The 17,694-nt window shown below is 57.8% G+C and carries 11 protein-coding genes; 2 read left to right on the top strand and 9 right to left on the bottom strand.

The features are described from left to right. Window positions 1-10 precede the first annotated feature (10 nt). Window positions 11-2,029 (bottom strand): DNA helicase Rep, encoded by a 2,019-nt coding sequence (rep, locus tag F3J39_RS14660; protein ID WP_039385675.1) that lies wholly within the window; start codon window positions 2,027-2,029, stop codon window positions 11-13. 151 nt (window positions 2,030-2,180) lie between these two features. Here rep and ppiC point away from each other — a divergent pair, with 151 nt between their 5' ends. Continuing rightward, window positions 2,181-2,462 carry a peptidylprolyl isomerase PpiC gene (gene ppiC, locus F3J39_RS14655; RefSeq protein WP_039381691.1) on the top strand — a complete coding sequence of 94 codons (282 nt, stop codon included), beginning with the start codon at window positions 2,181-2,183 and terminating at the stop codon, window positions 2,460-2,462. Here the strand turns inward: ppiC and F3J39_RS14650 are convergent, their stop codons facing one another. Next, window positions 2,463-4,523 carry an AsmA family protein gene (locus tag F3J39_RS14650; RefSeq protein WP_104085861.1) on the bottom strand — a complete coding sequence of 687 codons (2,061 nt, stop codon included), beginning with the start codon at window positions 4,521-4,523 and terminating at the stop codon, window positions 2,463-2,465. 59 nt (window positions 4,524-4,582) lie between these two features. Further along, window positions 4,583-5,353: a cyclic-guanylate-specific phosphodiesterase gene (gene pdeH, locus F3J39_RS14645; RefSeq protein ID WP_104085862.1), complete on the bottom strand. Its 771-nt coding sequence runs from the start codon at window positions 5,351-5,353 to the stop codon at window positions 4,583-4,585. A gap of 575 nt (window positions 5,354-5,928) precedes the next feature. On the opposite strand from pdeH, the gene F3J39_RS14640 reads away from it, so the two are divergent. Next, window positions 5,929-6,801 (top strand): alpha/beta hydrolase, encoded by an 873-nt coding sequence (locus F3J39_RS14640; RefSeq protein ID WP_039381681.1) that lies wholly within the window; start codon window positions 5,929-5,931, stop codon window positions 6,799-6,801. A gap of 163 nt (window positions 6,802-6,964) precedes the next feature. On the opposite strand, the gene F3J39_RS14635 is transcribed toward F3J39_RS14640, so the two are convergent. The 6 genes from F3J39_RS14635 to F3J39_RS14610 form a co-directional block, all read right to left on the bottom strand. Then, window positions 6,965-8,455 carry a pitrilysin family protein gene (locus F3J39_RS14635; RefSeq protein WP_039381678.1) on the bottom strand — a complete coding sequence of 497 codons (1,491 nt, stop codon included), beginning with the start codon at window positions 8,453-8,455 and terminating at the stop codon, window positions 6,965-6,967. A gap of 245 nt (window positions 8,456-8,700) precedes the next feature. Beyond that, window positions 8,701-9,981: a dicarboxylate/amino acid:cation symporter gene (locus F3J39_RS14630; RefSeq protein WP_039385674.1), complete on the bottom strand. Its 1,281-nt coding sequence runs from the start codon at window positions 9,979-9,981 to the stop codon at window positions 8,701-8,703. Between the two features lie 233 nt (window positions 9,982-10,214). Continuing rightward, window positions 10,215-12,224 (bottom strand): biofilm formation regulator HmsP, encoded by a 2,010-nt coding sequence (gene hmsP, locus F3J39_RS14625; RefSeq protein WP_175540445.1) that lies wholly within the window; start codon window positions 12,222-12,224, stop codon window positions 10,215-10,217. 205 nt (window positions 12,225-12,429) lie between these two features. Beyond that, the gene (locus F3J39_RS14620; RefSeq protein ID WP_175540446.1) at window positions 12,430-13,425 is read right to left on the bottom strand and encodes a glycosyl hydrolase family 8; all 996 of its coding nucleotides are present in this window, start codon (window positions 13,423-13,425) and stop codon (window positions 12,430-12,432) included. A gap of 18 nt (window positions 13,426-13,443) precedes the next feature. Next, window positions 13,444-13,890: a cellulose biosynthesis protein BcsD gene (gene bcsD, locus F3J39_RS14615; protein ID WP_039381668.1), complete on the bottom strand. Its 447-nt coding sequence runs from the start codon at window positions 13,888-13,890 to the stop codon at window positions 13,444-13,446. Beyond that, the gene (locus F3J39_RS14610) at window positions 13,890-17,690 is read right to left on the bottom strand and encodes a cellulose biosynthesis protein BcsC (RefSeq protein WP_104085863.1); all 3,801 of its coding nucleotides are present in this window, start codon (window positions 17,688-17,690) and stop codon (window positions 13,890-13,892) included. Before F3J39_RS14610 ends, bcsD begins: the two co-directional genes overlap by 1 nt. Window positions 17,691-17,694: the final 4 nt, after the last annotated feature.

The raw sequence follows: 17,694 nt of genomic DNA, 5'->3' as shown, positions 1-17,694 counted from the left end.
ACGGCTGCCACTACTTTTTTGCATTCGCCAGCATTGCCCGCAACCCGGCCACCCGGGTTTGCCCGGTTTTAACGCGCTCTTCTGCGCTTACCACTTTTTTCTCACGCTCCCACTCGACGTCATCCTGCGGCAGTTCCAGCAAAAAACGGCTGGGTTCAGGACGAATCAGCTCACCATACTGGCGACGCTCCCGGCAGAGCGTAAAGGTCAGCTCTTTCTGTGCGCGCGTAATGCCCACATAGGCGAGACGCCGCTCCTCTTCGATGTTGTTCTCATCAATGCTGCTCTGATGCGGCAACAGACCCTCTTCCATGCCGACCAGGTAGACATAGGGAAATTCCAGCCCTTTTGATGCGTGCAGCGTCATCAGCTGAACCTGGTCGAGATCTTCATCACTCTCTCCCCGCTCCATCATATCGCGCAGGGTAAAGCGCGTGACAACCTGTGCCAGCGTCATGGGCTCATTCAGCTCATCACCTTCAAGCATTTCCGTCATCCACTGGAACAGCGTATTGACGTTTTTCATCCGCATCTCTGCGGCTTTCGGACTGCCGGAGGTCTCAAACAGCCAGCTCTGATAGTCGATACCGCGGATCAGATCGCGCACCGCGCTGATCGGCTCCCGTTCAGTCAGCTGCACAATCTCATTCAGCCAGTGGGTAAAACGCTGCAGATGCTCCAGACCGCGCCCGCTTAGCGTCTGAGCCAGCCCCATGTCAAAACTGGCATTAAACAGGCTCTTATTACGCAGCGTGGCCCACTCACCCAGCTTCTGCAGCGTGGCCGGGCCGATTTCGCGACGCGGCGTATTTACGATGCGCAGAAACGCGCTGTCGTCATCCTGATTAGTCAGCACGCGCAGATAGGCCAGCAGATCCTTGATCTCCGGGCGTGAAAAGAACGAAGTGCCGCCGGAAATACGGTAGGGAATGCGGTTCTGCATCAGCAGCTTTTCAAACACGCGCGACTGATGATTGCCGCGATAGAGAATGGCGTAATCTTTATACTGGGTGCGGTTGATAAAGTGATGTGCGATCAGCTCGCCGGTTACGCGCTCCGCTTCGTGGTCTTCATTATTCGCGCTCAGCACCTTCAGCGATTCGCCTGACCCCAGTTCAGAAAAGAGACGCTTTTCAAACACGTGCGGGTTATTGGCGATCAATATATTAGCCGCTTTGAGAATACGCTGCGTGGAGCGATAGTTCTGCTCCAGCTTCACGACCTCCAGCGCCGGAAAGTCCTCTTTCAGCAGCACCAGGTTTTGCGGACGCGCCCCGCGCCAGGAGTAGATAGACTGGTCATCATCGCCCACCACGGTAAATCGCGCGCGCGCGCCGACCAGCAGTTTTACCAGCTCATACTGGCTGGTGTTGGTATCCTGATACTCATCCACCAGCAGATAGCGAATACGCTGCTGCCAGCGTTCGCGTACCGCCTCATTACGCTGCAGCAGCAGCGTGGGCAGCAGGATGAGATCGTCAAAATCGAGCACGTTGCACGATTTGAGATGCCGATCATAGAGCTGATAGCAGTGCGCAAATATCTGGTCACGCTGGGATTTTGCTATTGCTGCCGCACCCTGCGGATCGATCAGATCGTTTTTCCAGTTAGAGATCGTGGCAATCAGCTGCTGCAGCTGTGTTTTATCTTCTTCCAGCCACTGGCTGGTCAGCTCTTTCAGCAGCGCCAGCTGATCCTGGTCGTCAAACAGCGAAAAGCTCGATTTCATCCCCAGCGCGGCATATTCACGCTTGATAATCTCCAGCCCCAGCGTATGAAAGGTTGAAATCATCAGGCCGCGCGCCTCTTTGCGTCCCAGCGTTTGCGCCACGCGCTCTTTCATTTCGCGCGACGCCTTATTGGTAAACGTCACCGCAGCAATGTGGCGCGCCTGATAGCCGCATTCGCGGATCAGGTGAGCGATTTTATTGGTAATGACGCGGGTTTTACCGGACCCCGCCCCCGCCAGCACCAGGCAGGGGCCGGTGACAAATTCGACAGCACGTTGTTGGCCGGGGTTTAAACGCATAAAAAACATCACTCGATTGAATCAGACAGGAAGAATTACATCGCGTCGCAGGGTGCGTACCTGAACGCAAAGGTCGCCATCAATGGCGCCCCTGCAACTGACGCGCACTACGCTATAATGCGCCGCACATTATACATAACAGGAGAGCACCATGGCGAAAACCGCAGCAGCTTTACATATCCTTGTGAAAGAGGAAGCACAGGCGAAAGCCCTGCTGGCGCAGCTGGAGAAAGGAGGCAACTTTCAGCAGCTGGCAAAAAAACATTCAACCTGCCCGTCCGGACGCAACGGCGGTGATTTGGGCGAGTTTCGTCAGGGACAGATGGTGCCGGCTTTTGATAAAGCGGTTTTTACCTGCCCGCTGCTGAAGCCTTACGGACCGGTAAAAACCGCGTTTGGTTACCACATCATTAAGGTGCTATGGCGCAGTTAATCACTTCTGGCTCTTCATCTGCTGCAGCACATTGCTGCACTGATTATCGTCGGTGTCGCTGGGTGAAATCAGCGCCAGCAGCGCGGCAGCCGGTGCCACAACCGCCCCCAGCGCTACGGCCGCCGCACCGCGTGCAATAAGCGGCCCGGTTTTAACCCCGGCATCCGGATTTTTAAAGGTTCCGCGCACGTAGAGCGGAGAACGCAGCGTAATAATGCGAATGCCTTTGCTCTCCGGATTTACCGACAGATCGAGTCGCTCGCTGGCAAAGTTAACGTTGCCGGTGACGTTGATTACCGCATTTTCGGTATCAAACACGAACAGGCGCGGCGTTGCAACGCCCTGGCGCAGCGTAAGATCGGTGGCGGCACAGTTGATGCGCACTTCATCATCACCAAACAGTTTACCCACCACGTAGTTTCCGACGTTAAGCCCGGCAATTTCCATCAGGCTGCGGCTGATAAGGCCATTGTTCATCAGCAGGCGCAGCTGACCGTTGCTGCTGCCCAGCAGTGCGGCAACCGAATTGCCAGTACCGCTTAGCGTTGCGTCTCCGTTGAGCTGGCCCAGGCTGCGCTGCATGGCGGTTACATCAGGGAACAGCTGGCGCAGCTGCAGTTTGCGCGCGTGCAGATCGGCGCGGCCGCGCATCGGTGAACGGCTGCCCTCAAGCCGGATAGTGGTATTGATATTGCCGCCGGCCATGCCGAAGCGCAGCGGATCAAGCAGCAGATCGCCTTTTTCCAGCGTCAGATGCGTATAGAGGTCGCTGAGCGGCAGCTTGCTGCTGTGCTCAATGCGCTTGCCGCTAAACTTCACGTCGGCATCCATCGCATCCCAGCTTTTGGTTTCAAACTTATCGTAAGGCAGCACGCGATCGGCAGGCTGCGTGGCGGCTTCACCACGCTGCGCCTTCGCCCGCGCCGTTTTCTCACTCCCTTTACCGGAATCAACGCCAATCAGCGGGCCGAGATCGGCCATGCGCAGTTGACGGGAAGTGAGTTCGCCGCTCAGCTTCGGCCGGGGTTTGCCCTGACGATAGGTGAGCGATCCATGGATATCACTGTCACCGATATGGCCATTAAACTTTTCATAGCGGAACAGCGCGCCTTTGGCGTCATTAAAGCGGGCAGTCAGATGACCGTCAGTTTCATAAGGGGGGGTATCAGGCAGCAGCACGCCGGTTAAGCCATAGAGATTGGCCAGCGTATCGCCGGAAAATCGCAGGCGCACATCCAGCCCGCCCAGGTTCAGCGGATCCTGCAGCGTGCCTTCCAGCCTTACCCGCGTGGTGCCGTTACGCAGATCGGCCTGCAGCGGAAATGGCGTGGTTTTGCTGCGCAGTGAGAGCATGCCGCCAATTCTGCCGTCGCCGGAAAGCGGCTGCTGGTTATAGGTGCCTTTCGCCTGCCAGCCAAAAACAAAATCGCCGGCGCCTTTCTGCTTATCATCGCCGCCGGTAACCTGAGCATAAGGCACGGGTTTACCGAGTGAGTTGATATTCACCGTTACATCCGCTTTGTTGATCGCATCGCGGTAGCGCAGCTGCCCCTGATCAAACAGAATATTATCCATGCGGAATGACCAGGCTGAGGGAGCGGCGTCAGCCTCGCTGTTTTCGCTGCTGGCGAGCGTAAATGTCCAGTTATTCTTCTTGCTGGCGAGCTGTATCAGACGCGCGTCGGGCTGCTGCAGCTTGATCCAGGGCAGGTAGATCTCTTTGTGCAGCAGCGCCAGGGGGGCCAGCGTCGCATCAACGCGCTGCAGGTGTACCATCGTCACGTCAGGAATGTCGGGCGGATTGCCCAGCATGATATCTTCAGCGTGTACCTGCGGCCAGGGGATCCAGCTGCGCCAGCCCGGCTCAGCGCGGTTACGCGCCCAGTGTACGCCAAGGTCGCCGCGTATCGCGAAAGGACGGTTCAGCTCTGCTGACACTTTCTGATTAATGGTTGGTTTCAGGCGGTTCCAGTCAAAGGTGGCAATCACCACAACCAGTACCACGATCAGTAACAGCAGAATGCCCGCCACCCAGCTGGCAGCTTTTCCCGTGCGAGTCATGCTTTTTCCTCCTTGTTCTCACGTCTCATTAAAGATAGTCGAGACGCGGCGCAACAACATCAGAGAAGCATCAACGGCAGCGATCTCAGCTCACTAAAAGGAAGCGGACGGGAAAAAAAGTATCCCTGAGCTGCAATAGCGGGTGAGGATTGTACCTGGCGCCACTCCTCTTCGGTTTCCACGCCCTCAACTATTACGCCATTGCAGTAGCGATTAATAAGCGTCAGCAGCGTTGAGAAAAGGACTCGCCCCTCTTCTGACGCGCGCAGCAGCATAAAGAGTTCACGCGATAATTTGATGTAGTCATAGCGCAGTTCGGTCAGCGCGGAAAAATTTGCCATGCCGGAGCCAAAATCATCCAGCCATAGCGGCCCCAGCTCCGGCATCTGCGCCACCATCTCCTCCTGCGGCAGCGCATGATGCTCAGTGAGTTCAAAGCGCACCCACGGCAGCTGGCCAATCAGCCGTCGGAGGGCCGGATGCTGCTGTATCGCCAGCAGCGTCGGCCCGTCAATATTGACCGATGCCACCAGCTGATGGCGGATAAAAAAGCGGGACCACGTCAACAGCAGAGTAAGTTGTTCATGCACCACATCCAGCCGCTGCTCTGTCGATAGCGCAGCAAAGTAGCTTTCCGGTGAAAGACGCTTTTCCGGCATAGCCGCGTGCGTAACGGCGGTCAGCAGCTCAATCGCCAGCAGGCGGCCAGATATCTGATAAATAGGCTGAAAAGTATAAGTACGCTGGCACTGCTGCCGGAAAAATGCGATATCCGGTTGCGCATGTTTGAGAGAAACAGGCAGCCGGTGTCCGGAATTCTTCATCACCATGGTTTTTTCCTGGTCGGTGGTGAGTGCCTGCAGAAAGCAACCCGGCGGCAAGTATCGGCTGGTCCCTGGATAACTTTATCGCTTTGTGCAGCCATATAGGGCGTCGAGTCTAACAGCGCGCCTTTGCCTTAATCGCAGAAACAGAGGATGCTTTGTCTGCTAAATCGTCGCCGGAGGGCGATTTAAAGACTTAAGGCAAACTGACGCGCCAGAAAACCGGCCGCCGGAAGGGTTCGGAAAAAGGCGCAGCCGGAGGGATTTCTCCGCTGAAATTTCCCGTGACTGGTTTGACTTACTACTCTGTTTTATCCTGTTCATTACGCTTAGTACGCCTCTTCCATCTTTCGCACTTTATCTGAAGTGTGCACTTATTATCTTCGCTAAACATAACTGTTTAAATTCAGTCTCTTGAAAGAGAATGCCCGCCTGCCAGGTATAGTCTGATTCTCGCTGGTTATCGTTTTTTCGGCTGGACGACAACGCAAAAGAAGACCATCTTTTAATCAATAACAGCAGGACGCTGTTCCTTCGGCCGCAGAAAAACAACGACTATACGCCCTGCTCAGGACAGATTTATGCACACAGAAATTATCAATATCTGGCCATCCGGTGATGCGCCAGGCGCCAGTGACTCCCGCGCTCAGCCGCAGATTGTTGACCTGGCTAAAGAGTATGAGCCTTACGATCGCGCAGCCACCGGCGTGCGCTGCCCGGAAATGGCTATCTGGTATCCGGAAACCTCCAACGGGATCACCCTGCTGGTGGCACCGGGCGGCGGTTATCAGCGGGTGCTAATCGATCGTGAAGGCAGCGCGCTGGCCACGTTTTTTACCTCAATGGGCTATACGCTGGCCGTAATGACATATCGCCTGCCCTATGACGGGCATCATGAAGGCGCGGATGCACCGCTGGCCGATGCCCAGCGGGCGGTCCGCGTGCTGCGCGAACGGGCGCAGCAGGGCAAAAACGGTAAGTACATTGTGATGATGGGCTTTTCCGCAGGCGGCCACGTTGCGGCCTCGCTGGGAACGCGGTTTAACGAGAAGCTCTATCCGGTCCAGGATCGTATCGATGCGCTCTCACCGCGCCCCGACGCTATGGTGCTGATCTACCCGATTATCAGTATGCGTGACGGCCTGGCACACGAAAGTTCACGCACGCGCCTGCTGGGCGCCTGGCCTGATCAGAAAAGTATCGATGCCTATTCGCTGGAGACGCGCGTGCACGCGCAAACACCGCCAGCCCTGCTGATCCATGCGGCTGACGATGAAGCGGTTTCCGTTAACCACAGCATGCTGTTCTTCAGCGCGCTGCGTGAACATAAAATTCCGGCCGAGATCCATTTTTATCAGAAAGGCGGGCACGGTTTCGGTATCCGCGGCGTAGCCGATCTGCCACTGGCAAGCTGGCCGATGCTGGTCACCGAATGGCTGCGGGCGAAAACCTGACGTTGTTACGCCCTGCGCGGAATTCATCACAGGGGGCGCATTTATGCGCCCCGGGCCGGCCATGTGCACGGTGGCCATTAATAACGTCATCACGTCCCGTGCGCGCATCGACCAGCGCGCCATGAATGGCACCCCTACGGGGAATTCATCGTAGGGGGCGCATTTATGCGCCCCGATCGGTGCTGTTTTCTGCTTTACTGCTTTCGTCCGGGGCCGGGGCGGCGGGCGCATCAGGCACTGCCATCACCTTGTTCCAGCTCTCCTGCAACATCTTCACATTGGTCTCTGCTTCGCCCTGTGGCTGGATCAGTACCATAGTCAGCTCCTGCGTCAGCTGCTGGCGCAGTTCCTGGTTGAGCTGCTCACGCGTTAACTCACTCAGGAAAGACTGGCGCAGTTTCTGATACTGCTCGGGAGCAATATCCACTACCGCATTCTGCTGCGAGCGCAGGCGCTGCCCCATCAGAATGTCAGTATCCGTACGGGCGTAGGTGGTAAACAGCTTATTCAGCTCCAGCAGCTTCTGCGCCATAAGCGCATCAAATTCATCCTGCGGCAGCCCTTTATCGCGAACCACGGCCAGCGCTTTAGCGATCTGATTCATGTTTTGCGGCAGTGACGCGTTGGGACTCTCCATATTGATGGAGCACTGCGCGCGCTGATAAAGCACGCGGCAGTCAAAGCCGACCTGCACATTTTGCGCTTTATTATCTGCCAGCGCGCGCTGCACGTGCCAGAACAGCGCTTCCCGCGCCAGATCGCTCTGCCAGTAACGTTGCAGATACTGCGATTCGCGAATCGGTTGCCACGACGTATCCCATACCAGCGACAGCCGATCCTGTGCCAGAGAGCCATCAACCAGATTGACCGGCTGATGCGGCAGCGGCGACAGCGTGGGCAGTGGTGCCGGCGTATCGCGTTTTCCTTTCAGCGTTGCGAAAGTCTTGCCAATCTGCTCCATGATAGTGCGGCTGTCGACATTACCAACCACATAGAGCGTCATATTATCTGGCGTATACCACTGCTCATAAAAACTGTTCAGCTGCGCGGGATCGACCGGCGCGCGCGGTGGCTCACCGGGGTCGTGCGCCAGCATGGTTGAGCCTTTCAGGCGGTAGCGCCACCAGACATCCTGCGTGTCAGATGGCCAGGTGGCGATGGGATCGGTCGCGCTTAATGCCGTCGCGACCACCTGCTCATTAATGCTCATCTTACCCGCGGTCGCCGCCAGCCAGTTTAACGCTTCTTTAAGCAGTTCTGGCCGGTTGTTGGGCAGACTGAGGTTGTACTGAGTGTAGTCGTATGACGAGATCGCTGGCGGCAGCGGACGCTGCGGATCCATCGCCTGCTGCCACAGTGCACGCTGCTGATTGGTATCCAGCGCGGTGTTATGCACCATCGCCAGGCGCGGTAACAGATGACTGAAGCCGGTCTGCTGAGCGCTCTCCGCCAGCGAGCCGGTATTAACCACCAGGCGAAGCTCAATGCGATCGCTGGGACGTTGTGGTGTGGTCAGCAGCTGCCAACTGAACCCGTTGTCCAGTTTGCCCTCCTGCCAGGCGGGATCGGGCTGAAGTGTTTCGGCGTGCGCGCCGAAACCGGTTGCTGCAAGCAGCAAGCCGCCAACCAAAAGCCGAATTCTGGTGCCCTGCATGTGAACCCCTAATCAAACAGATAAACGCTTGTTAGCACGGACTGACTGGCCACCGGGAAAGCGGCCCGCGCGGCGTATTGCCGCCGCGTTTATTTAATGACAGTTCCTTTGACCACAGGATGGCCAGGAAGTCGCGCAACAAGGAAAAAAATCGGGAAAAAAATCAACGGGGTTTATTATGCAAATGCCCGCTGTCAGGGCAAGTGACAGCGGGCATTTAATCGGAAATTAACGCAAATTGCGGATTATGCGCCGGTATGAGAGACGTGATTGACCTTTTTCGCTGAAGAAAGCGTCTCTTTCATCTGGTTTTCATCCAGCTGACCCACCCACTTAGCCACCACCACCGTGGCTACGCCGTTACCGACCAGATTAGTCAGCGCACGCGCTTCGGACATAAAGCGGTCGATGCCCAGAATCAATGCCAGGCCCGCGACCGGCAGATGCCCTACCGCAGAGAGCGTCGCGGCGAGAACAATAAAGCCGCTTCCGGTAACGCCCGCCGCGCCTTTCGAGGAGAGCAGCAGGACCACCAGCAGGGTGATCTGATGGAAGATATCCATATGAGCGTTGGTCGCCTGCGCAATAAACACGGCGGCCATGGTCAGATAGATTGAGGTGCCATCCAGATTAAACGAGTAGCCCGTTGGAATAACCAGCCCCACCACCGATTTTTTGCAGCCGAGGCGCTCCATCTTATCCAGCATGCGCGGCAGCGCTGATTCAGACGATGACGTACCCAGCACAATCAGCAGCTCTTCTTTTATATAACCGATAAATTTGAAGATGTTAAAGCCAGCCCAGCGCGCAATTGCGCCCAGCACGATCACGACAAACAGGATACAGGTAATATAGAAACAGATGATCAGCTGGCCAAGCTGCACCAGCGAGCCGACACCATACTTACCGATGGTGAAGGCCATGGCACCAAACGCCCCGATAGGTGCCAGGCGCATAATCATGTTGATCACGCCAAAGATCACTTTTGAGAAGCTTTCGATAACGTTGAACATCACGGTACCGGCGCTGCCGAGGCGATGCAGTGCGAAACCAAACAGAATAGCGAACAGCAGCACCTGCAGAATGTTGCCGCTGGCAAAGGCACCAATGACGCTGCCCGGGATGATATCAAGCAGGAACGCGATCACACCCTGCTGTTCTGCCTGCTGTGCATAAACGGCTACCGCTTTCGCATCCAGGGTGGCGGGATCCACGTTCATTCCTGCGCCAGGCTGAACCACGTTCACCACCACCAGTCCGATGATCAGCGCGATAGTACTGACGATTTCAAAATAGAGCAGCGCTACGGCGCCGGTGCGTCCGACGGCTTTCATGCTCTCCATGCCGGCGATACCGGTCACCACCGTACAGAAGATTACGGGGGCGATGATCATCTTGATCAGCTTTACAAAACCATCACCAAGCGGCTTCATCTGCGCGCCTAATTCGGGATAGTAATGGCCTAACAGAACGCCGATGCCGATGGCAACCAGCACCTGAAAGTAGAGGCTTTTAAACAGTTTCATAACAGGTGTCCAGGTAGAGACGGCATTCACCGCCTGTGTCAGGGAGAAACGCATGCGGCAAGCCGCCTGAGAGCGTAAAACCTTACCGATAAACTGAAAATAACACCCTGTTAACAGGATGAGTATCCCCTGACATTCCTTACAAAAGTTACAAAACTCTAACTATGAACTGAAACGCTTCAGCTGGCGCTGTGGCGCGGTTTCTGCAGAACAATCAATTGATAAGGTCACTATCACGTGCGTGAACAGCGCTGCAGCCAGCCCTGTTCAAAGGTGGTAAGCGGCAGGGCTTCGGCATACAGATAGCCCTGACCAATAGTAATGCCACGCGCCAGCAGCCAGTCGCGCTGCTCCGCCGTTTCCACCCCTTCAGCCACAACGTCAGCATCCACAATCTTTGCCACGGCGGCCACAATGCGCACCATAGTGTCATCGTCCGGCAGCGCGGCGACAAAGCTGCGGTCCATCTTCAGCTTATTAACCGGTAACGCTTTAAACTGATGCAGATAATTGAGATTGCAGTAGCCCATACCAAAATCGTCCAGCGCAACGGCAACTCCGGTCTGCTGCAGCGCGAGCAGCAGCGCCATCGCCTGTTCGGCATCACCTATTCCGGCGGTTTCGGTGACTTCCAGCACTAAAGAACCCGGCCGGATGCGATGCCGTTCCAGCAGGCTCTGCAGATGCGTCACCATGCCGCTGTCGCGCAGCTGGACGGCCGAAATATTTACGCTCAGCGGCAGCGTAATCCCCCGTCGCTGCCAGCCGGCCAGAATGCGGCACGCCTCTTCAAATACCCAGCGACCGATGGCGGAAATCACGCCGATCTCTTCCGCGCTGGCGATGAACTCTTCCGGCAGCCCGAAGCTGCCATCCGCCATCCGCATACGCAGCAGCGCTTCAGCCCCCGTCAGCTCACCGGTTGCCATGTTAAGCTGGGGCTGCAGATAAAGCGCAAACTCACCCTCCTGCAGCCCCTGCAGAATGTCATGCTCCTGCGTCAGCCGCTTCTGCGCCCGTTCGGTCAGGACCGGATCAAAAAACAGGATCTGATTTTTCCCCTGATGCCGCGCTGACATCATGGCTGACGTCGCCCGATCCAGCTGCTCGCGGGCAGAGCAGAGGCTCTCGTCAGAGAGCGACAGCCCGATACTGGCATTGGGTCGCAGCTGCAGCTGATACAGATTGACCGGCTGATTGATACGCAGCATCAGGTTGCGCGCCAGACGCATCGCGCGGAAGGGGTTGTGCGCCCGCTTCAGCAGCAGCGCAAAATCGCTGGGCCCCGTCTGCGCCAGCAGCGTGTGGTCATCAATCGTACTGCGGATTTTCTCTACCAGCGTCAGCATCAGCGCATCACGCTGCTCATCGCTCAGCACGCCGTTGGCTTCCTGCAGCGTTTCGATACGGATAACCATGACGCTCCAGGGCTGCTGCCGGTGACGCTGCTGCAGATGCTGGTCGAGCAGTGCCAGGAACAGCGTGCGGTTAGGCAGATCCGTCACGGCAAAATGGGTGGTCAGCCGGCTCATCTCATCGTGAACGGACTCCAGCACCTGCTGATTGCGGTTATAGCTGCGGATCAGCATGCCTATCTCATCATCGCGGTGATTGCCGGGCAGCGTAAGCTTATGTGTCAGGATGGCTTGCGGCGGCAGCTCCTGCAGCTCGCGTGAAATATCGCGCAGCGGGTGCACAACCAGACGGTTAATACACCAGCTAATAGCGACTGAGAGGATCAGCGCCATCAGCAGCCAGGTGGTGATCATGGTTGAGAGCGTACTGAGCAGAAACTGGTAAACGCGCGAGGAGTCCGCCTGAAGCACCAGATAGGCGATGGGCTTTGGCATGCCGCCCCGCTCTATCGCATACAGCGGCAGCGTGATCTGCACCGGCAGTTCAAACAGCCGGGCGACCAGACGCGGAACCGGCTTTTCCGGTGCAAAATCGGCGTGCAGCGCCTGAAACGCATTGGGCAGCACCACATCGGCTCGCGACAGGATACCGGCGGGTTTCAGTGTATTAAGAATATGCTCCGCCTGAGGGATGTCCGCTTTCAGCACCGCCTCTGAGAGCGGCTGGCGTACCGTGTGCGCCACATTCTCCATCTGCTGGGCGTAATCAACCCTGCGCTGCTGCACAAAATGAAAAAGCTGGATAACGATAAAAATCGTGATCGTCACCAGCACAACCGCAGACACGGCTGCCATTTGCTTGATGGTTAACGAGCGACTGACGCGCAACAAAATTTCTCCCGGCCGCAATGCCGCCATAATTCGCAGTGATAGTAGCCTGAATGCGCAGCAAGTATATCCCAGGTCTCAGACGTTGTACGCCGCGATAAGGGTGAAAATCATCGGTCGGAAGGAAGAGAGGCGCGTTTTCAGCGTTTTACCCGTTGCCGGGAGCGTAGAAAGCGAGCGCGCACCGCGCGCTCGCAGGAGAGCATTAACCTTTTTCCTGCCAGGCAAGCCACACTAATAGCTGCAGGCTGGCAGAGAAGTAATTCTGTTCCGGCTGAATGCGGTCGCTGAGATGACCGGTCTGGTTCAGCGTCAAATCGCGTACCGCTGTCAGGCCGCCTTCCATATTATAAGGCGCCGGGCTGTTAGCCAGTACGTCGAACCAGGCCGGCGTAGTCTGACGCGGATAGCCCTGCCAGACGTGCTGAAAAGGCACCAGCCGCAGGCTCTGCGGATCGTACCACCAGATATTCAGCGGCACGCGAATCGCATCATAACTGAACCGATTAGAGTACCCCACCGCCGGTGCGACAGAGCCATCCGCGTTCAGCGCGACCCAGTCCAGTGGCAGCGCGGTTTTACCAAACTGCATCTCACCCAGCAGCGTCATGCCATCGTCAATGAGCGTATTCCAGACGCGCAGATGGCTCTGCTGAGCAAACGCCTGCCAGGCAGCAAACAGAAAATAGGAGGGGTTCAGCACGACGTAGCTCGACTTATTAAAGCCGTTTGCGCCAGGCAGCATAACTTTGTGTCCGGCGTAATCGATCACGTTCAGCTTAATAATTGCCCGCTGAATGCGATCGGAATCCTGCTGATAATCTCCTCCCCACTTTTGGGCCGCGCGCTGCAGCGCCCAGGCAATGAGCACATTACCGTCGCTGGCGTCGTTTTTGTCTGCCACCGGATCGGCCGCATCAGGCACATAGCGCCAGTAGAACAGGTCATTTTGCGGATTATGCAGATGCGCACGCGTCCACTGCCACAGCAGATCAAAGGTAGCGCGATCGTTATTCGCTACCGCCAGCAGCATGCCATAGCCCTGACCCTCTGTATGGCTGACGCCTTTGTTGCCGGTATCGATAATCCGGCCGTCGCTGTTCAGAAAGCGGCTTTTATAACTGCTCCAGCCGTCTGCCATCGCCTGCGCGCTAAAAAATATCATCATTAAACAGAGCATCCACCGACGCCCGTGCCGCATTACATTCATTACCGCTTCCTATTGATATCGATACAGCAGCGTTGAGCCATTGTCGTTTTCCAGCGTCAGCGGTACTGCGGCGCTGCCGCCCTGACCGCGCAGCCACTGCGCATACAGCCCGCCCAGCACGGCCCCCATTGCCAGCCGCCAGCGTTCAGCCGGCAGCGTGTCGTGACCGGCCGGCAGCGCATGATGCTCAATCTGAATCGCATTTTCTGCCGGATGAATCTGCACAAAGCCCCAGTTGAAGCGGGCCAGCTGCAGATTCATCTCCCGCTCCAGATCCTGCACGGTACGTGAAGCCGGCAGCGGATAGCGCATCGCCAGCGTCTCCCCGGTGCTGGCCAGAAAAGCCGTGGCTTCATCACCGCCGTTCTCCAGCACGCTCTCTGTCATCACGCAGACCAGGTCAAACCAGCCAGGCTGATGCGACCAGGTCACGCGTGCGGTGGGTTGCTCGCTCATCAGTTATCTCCAAACATATAGCGGAAGTAGAGGTTGGCAGTGCTTTCGTTGTAGTCGCCAAAGGTGTCATACCCCAGCTGCCCGCCAATCGTGACATCTTTATTAATTTTATAATCCGCACCGGCGTGCAGGTTGTAACCTATGCCGTTTTTACTTTCACCGCTGTAGTAAGCACTTCTGACAAAGCCGCGATCGGCCAGACTCTGCAGCTGCGACTGCAGCGCAGCATCGTCCGGGAAGTAGGCGCTCTTATCCTGGCTGTAAGACTGATACCCTACCGATCCCCCGACGTTGACTTTCAGATCGTCAAACTGACGGCTGAAATCCACCGGGAATGAAACGGATGCATAGTTCTGCGGGCTGAAATAGCCGCCCTGGCCATAACTGAAATAGCTGAGGTTTTTGGAGAAATCCATCCAGGAGAGGTTCATTCCCACCTTCAGCTCGCGATCGTCGTAGTGGAAAGGCCGTACATAAACGCCAGCGGTTGCCTGAACGCTCTGGTTACTCGCCACATTTTCGCCAATGTAGCTATAAGCGCCGCCGCCGGCATAAAGTCCGGCATCGCCGTTGTCATAGCTCAGCAGGGCATTCGCGCCATTTTTCGTTACGCGTCCCCAGCGTTTGCCGCTGGTTTTATCTTCTGCTCCCACATACGAAAGCAGGCTGTCGGTCATGGCACGGCGTTCACCGGTCAGGATCAGCGTCAGGAAATCAGTCAGCTTCGGTGACCACTGGATCCCGCCCACCAGCGTGCTGAGATCCTGGCCCAGCGGCGTGCTGCCGAGATCGATTTTATAGCTGTCGCCCTTCAGCGCCATGTTCAGCTCAACGCCGGAAGCGGACTGCGAATCGGTGGCTGAAGCGGGAACGTCCGTGATTTTCGCATCCCCGGCTGCCACGACATTGCCCTGCACCAGCGCATTGCTGCCAAAGCGGCGCCATGCATCTCCGCCAGCGCTGCCCGCGGTCAGTGAAACCGGCGTAACGGTAAAATCAAACCGCGACTCGCCAAACGGCACCGTGGAAAAGGTCAGCGGCGCTTTCGCTTCGGTCAGCTTACTCAAGCCTGACTCGCCATCGCGTCCGCGCACCTGCATCTGTCCCTGTACCCAGGTCCCGGTTTTCTCCTGCAGCGCGTCCATCATCGTGTCAATCTGATGCAGCGTCTGGTTCTGCTGCAGCACAGGCGTATTGGCTGCCAGCGCAGTGTCTGCTGTGCGGCTTACTGTTGGTGCGTTCTGCCACGGCATGACCGCGCCATAGCTGGAAGAGGAACGGCCAACCGGCGAGGTGCTGCGGTTAATAAAGGGATTGTCTGCCAGCGCCAGTCCGCCAACCACAGGTACGCTGCCGCTTTGCGCGCCCTGCAGACCAATCATTTTACCGCGTGCGGTACGCAGATAACGCATCGCTTCGCCGTGCTCGCCGTTGGCTTCCGCTACGCGCGCCAGCAGCAGCAGCCGCTCCGGCGTCTCTTCATTGCGCAGTCCGCGCGTCAGCGTATTCGCCCTGCTGATATCATTCTCTGCCAGCGCCACGTTAATGGCCCCGGTGCGCGCATCCTGTTGCGGCGTATCCTGCGTGATCAGATAGTCATAGACCACGCCCGCCTCTTTGTTCATTTTGCCGGACTGATAGAGACGCGCCATGGCAAACATCAGATCGCGGTTTTGCGGATCCTGCTGCAGCGCACCCACCAGTTTGTCATAGGCCGCCGCATACTGTTTCTGCTCACGCAGGCGATCTACTTCATTGATCAGATAGCCGTTGCGCACATCAGCCAGCTGTGCTGGCGTACTGCGCGCCTGCAGTTCAGGCGAGCTGAGAAAACGCTGCGCTTCACCGCTCAACCCGGCCTGGTTGAGCACCGTGACCTGCGTGGCATAGTCCCCGGCGTTACCCTGCACGCCGCGCTGCATGTTGCTGCGTACCACCGCCACGGCGCTGGTGAGATCGCCCGCTTTCGCCAGTTTCTCCGCCAGATTGCCGGCGTCAACCGGATTAGCCGGCGGGGCAGCAGCCAGCGCGCGCAGCGTATTCGCCGCCGCCGCATCCGAGCCCTGTGCCAGATACTGATCGGCCGTTGCCATTTGCAGATTAAAGTTAACGCGCTGCGCCAGTTCACGCATTGCGCCGGTTTTACTGCGATCGGGAATACGTGCCAGCAGCTGGCTCGCCTGCTGCCACGCGCCGCTTTCGCTGGCGTTGAGCGCACCGGCATAGAGTTCGCTGCTGGTCGCGCCATTGCGCATCACCGGCTGCATCACATTGGCTGCCATCAGCGTATTGCCCTGCGCGCGGTAGAGCCGCGCCAGATCCAGACGCAGCCAGCCATCGGTGGGATAGCGCTGTACGCCGCTGGTCAGCGTGGCGATCGCGGCGGCGCTGTTGCCTGCGGCCTGCTCGCGTTTCGCCTGTGCCCGGATGGGATCGCTGTTATTACCGCGTGGCGCCACGCTCTGCCGCACGCTGTCGGGCAGTGAGGCGAGCAGGCTGTTAGCTTCAGCGCTGCGGTTCTGCTGGCGCAGCACATAGAACAGTCCCTCTTTGGCGCTGCGGTTATCCGCATCGCTTTGCAGGATCGCACGGTAGGTCTGCTCCGCCTGCTGCAACTGATTGGTGCGGCGCTGCACATCGGCACGGAACAGTTTTGCCGCCACGCCTTTTTCGCCTTCAGCCTGGGTCAGCGGCTCGCTCAGCGCCAGCGCCTGCGCACTGTCGCCGCTTTTCAGCGCCTGCTGAGCGGCGGCAAGCTGCGCGTAAAAGCGGGCATCCGCCGCCTGCTTCTGCCGCGCATCGCTCTGATCGCCACCCAGCTGTGCCGCCCGGTTCAGGTAGTCTGCGGCTTCAGCGTAGCGCCCGGCGCGCTGCGCAACATAGCCCATGCCCGCCAGCGCATCCGCATCCTGCGGGTTCGCCTGCAGCACTTTTTCAAAGCTGGACTGCGCACCGCTGACATCGCCGCTGTTCAGGGCCGTAAAGCCGGCGCCCTTTTCCGCGCCGCCCACGTTTTTACGGTAGTAATCCACTACCGCGTTATCCTGAGGATGACGCTGCTGCCAGGTCTGATAGAGCGCAGCGTCCTGAGCCTGCGGTGCCAGCCAGAGCAGCGCCTGACGCAGCGAGCGGTCAGCCTCTTTATTGCCGTCAGCCATACCGGCCAGCAGCTCAATCCCCTGGCGACGGGTCGGCTCCTGATAGGTCATCGCCTTGCCCAGCGCCAGCTGCGCACCGGTATCCTGCGGATGATCGGCGGCAAACTGCCGCAGCGCTTCAACCGCCTGCGGCAGCAGCGTGCGATCGCCGGCCATGGTCAGATAATATTCAGCGGCGACGCTCGGCGGTGGCTCGTTACCGCTGAAGGTGTTGCGCCACGTCTGCAGCGCAGCGGCGATGTTGCCGCTGCGTGCCTGCTGACGCGCCAGCGATAGCTGCGCCTGCGGAATACTCTGCAGCTGACGGGCGTTATCCAGTTCGGCCAGATGCGCATCATTGGGCGAAACGGCACTCAGCCGCGCACGCCACTGCGCTGCCTCGGCGGTACTTCCGGTCTGCTGGGAGTAGAGCGCCAGCAGATAGAGCGCCTGGGTATTATTCGGCTCCGCCTGCAGGATTTTCTGCAGCGACGCCTTTGCCAGATCGTCATGCGCTTTCTGATGCCAGTAGGCAGCCTGGTCAAACAGCGCCTGCAGCGCAGGATTGTTGCTCTCTGCCGCCAGCAGCGGCTGAGAGAGCGTCAGCGCCCCGCCCAGCAGCAGGGCGTGGCGGATGCCGGCACTCAGTATATTTTTATGCATTTTT

It is taken from the genome of Pantoea sp. Acro-807, assembly GCF_011752675.1.
In the GTDB taxonomy this organism is placed as follows: domain Bacteria; phylum Pseudomonadota; class Gammaproteobacteria; order Enterobacterales; family Enterobacteriaceae; genus Pantoea; species Pantoea eucrina.
This window is presented reverse-complemented; position numbering and strand designations above follow the sequence as displayed.

Coding starts and splice junctions, on each gene's coding strand:
- rep (WP_039385675.1), bottom strand. CDS start 2,029: ATGCGTTTAAACCCCGGCCAACAACGTGCTGTCGAATTTGTCACCGGC.
- ppiC (WP_039381691.1), top strand. CDS start 2,181: ATGGCGAAAACCGCAGCAGCTTTACATATCCTTGTGAAAGAGGAAGCA.
- F3J39_RS14650 (WP_104085861.1), bottom strand. CDS start 4,523: ATGACTCGCACGGGAAAAGCTGCCAGCTGGGTGGCGGGCATTCTGCTG.
- pdeH (WP_104085862.1), bottom strand. CDS start 5,353: ATGGTGATGAAGAATTCCGGACACCGGCTGCCTGTTTCTCTCAAACAT.
- F3J39_RS14640 (WP_039381681.1), top strand. CDS start 5,929: ATGCACACAGAAATTATCAATATCTGGCCATCCGGTGATGCGCCAGGC.
- F3J39_RS14635 (WP_039381678.1), bottom strand. CDS start 8,455: ATGCAGGGCACCAGAATTCGGCTTTTGGTTGGCGGCTTGCTGCTTGCA.
- F3J39_RS14630 (WP_039385674.1), bottom strand. CDS start 9,981: ATGAAACTGTTTAAAAGCCTCTACTTTCAGGTGCTGGTTGCCATCGGC.
- F3J39_RS14620 (WP_175540446.1), bottom strand. CDS start 13,425: ATGCGGCACGGGCGTCGGTGGATGCTCTGTTTAATGATGATATTTTTT.
- bcsD (WP_039381668.1), bottom strand. CDS start 13,890: ATGAGCGAGCAACCCACCGCACGCGTGACCTGGTCGCATCAGCCTGGC.
- F3J39_RS14610 (WP_104085863.1), bottom strand. CDS start 17,690: ATGCATAAAAATATACTGAGTGCCGGCATCCGCCACGCCCTGCTGCTG.